2 protein-coding genes are annotated in these 1,846 nt (G+C 72.7%); one reads left to right on the top strand and one right to left on the bottom strand.

Going from position 1 to position 1,846, the window contains the following annotated elements:
* Positions 1–1,120: ABC1 kinase family protein (locus tag E4099_RS31665; protein ID WP_135342535.1), on the top strand; the 1,120-nt coding region annotated here is incomplete at its 5' end.
* Between the two features lie 399 nt (positions 1,121–1,519).
* Here E4099_RS31665 and E4099_RS31660 read toward each other — a convergent pair.
* Positions 1,520–1,717, bottom strand: a complete 198-nt coding sequence (locus E4099_RS31660; RefSeq protein ID WP_135342534.1) for a hypothetical protein — start codon at positions 1,715–1,717, stop codon at positions 1,520–1,522.
* Between the last annotated feature and the right edge of the window lie 129 nt (positions 1,718–1,846).

The following is a 1,846-nucleotide window of genomic DNA, read 5'->3' as shown; positions in this document are numbered from 1 at the left end:
CACCCGCACGGTGAACGCGGCACTGGCGGAGCGGCTGGGTCCGGACTGGCGCGAGCTGTTCGTGGAGTTCGACGACAAGCCGGCCGCGGCCGCGTCGATCGGGCAGGTGCACCGGGCGGTGTGGCACGACGGGCGCGAGGTGGCGGTCAAGGTGCAGTACCCGGGGGCGGGCGCGGCGCTGCTGTCCGACCTCAACCAACTGGCCCGGTTCGCCAAGGTGCTGGGTCCGCTGGTGCCCGGCCTGGACCTCAAGCCGCTCATCGCCGAGCTGCGGGAGCGGGTCTCCGAGGAGCTGGACTACGAGCTGGAGGCCTCGGCCCAGCAGGCGCACGCGGAGGAGTTCGCGGACGACCCCGATGTGTTCGTCCCCGGCGTGGTGCACCAGAGCAGCCAGGTGCTGATCACCGAGTGGATGGACGGCATACCGCTGTCCGAGGTGATAGCGAACGGCACCCAGGAGCAGCGGGACCGGGCCGGGCAGTTGATGACCCGCTTCCTGTTCTCCGGCGTCTCGCGCACCGGCCTGCTCCACGCCGACCCGCACCCGGGGAACTTCCGTCTGCTGACCGGGGACGCCCCGGACGGGCCGCCGGAGATGTGGAGGCTGGGCGTGCTGGACTTCGGCACGGTGGACCGGCTGCCGGACGGGCTGCCCGAGGAGATCGGTCTGGCGCTGCGGCTGGCGCTGGAGGGGGACGCCGCCGCCGTCTACGCCCTGATGCGGGAGGAGGGCTTCGTCAAGCCCAGCATCCAGATCGACCCGGACGCCCTGCTGGAGTACCTGCTGCCGATGATCGAACCGGCGCGGGCGGAGGAGTTCGCGTTCGACCGCACCTGGATCCGGGGCCAGGCGGCACGGCTCGCCGACCGCAAGTCGCCGCTGTACGACCTGGGCAACCAGATCAATCTGCCGCCGTCCTACCTGCTGATACACCGGGTGTGCCTGAGCACCATCGGTGTCCTGTGCCAGCTGGGCGCGACGGTGGCGCTCCGCACGGAGCTCGAGGACTGGGTGCCCGGGTTCCTTGCTGCGGAGGACGGGGAGTTCGACGAGCTCGACGACCTGGCGGGCCACGAGGAGTCGGACGAGGTCGAGGAGACAGAGGAGGCGTCCGCCTGACCGACCGGGTGGGGGCCGGGGTCTGCCTCCCGCGCCGAGCGACGCCCGAGGACGCCGAGGGAGAGGGCCTGCCCGAACGCGGGAACCGACGGTCGCCATCGGCTGGGCCCGCCGCGGAGGCTGGGCCGACCGCGGCGCGGGCTCATCGGACGTGAGCGGCCGGGTCAGGTGTCCGGCCTGCCTGACGCACGGTCTACCAGGTGCGCGGACCTCGCGGTCACCACCCCGAGGGGACACCACGGGAAAACAGCCTTGCGACCGCGGCAACCGACGGTCGCCATCGGCTGGGCCCGCCGCGGAGGCTGGGCCGACCGCGGCGCGGGCTCATCGGACGTGAGCGGCCGGGTGAGGTGTCCGGCCCGCCTGACGCGCGGTCTACCAGGTGCGCGGGCCTCGCGGTCACCACCCCGAGGAGTCGAGGCGGCTCTCGATGGCTCGGATGTTGCGTCGCCCGCACTCCTCGCAGAAGTAGCGGCGGACCCCGTTCTCCACGGAACAGGTCCAGGTCAGCGGTGTGCCCTCGGCAATGGCACCGCAGCGGGCGCAGCTGACCCTCTCGGGCTCCGGCTGCGCGGGCTCATCCGTCTTGTGCTCCACCTGCCGACGATATCCCCAGCAGCCGTCGGCCACCGGCCAACGCGCCCTCCACCCCTCTCCGCCAGCCCTCTTCCCGCCTGACCGCGCCCGCTCTTCCCTGGTTCCCCTCCCGCCTGGCCTCGGCCGTCC

Origin of the sequence: Streptomyces palmae (assembly GCF_004684805.1) — a bacterium.
GTDB classification, from domain to species: domain Bacteria; phylum Actinomycetota; class Actinomycetes; order Streptomycetales; family Streptomycetaceae; genus Streptomyces; species Streptomyces palmae.
This window is presented reverse-complemented; position numbering and strand designations above follow the sequence as displayed.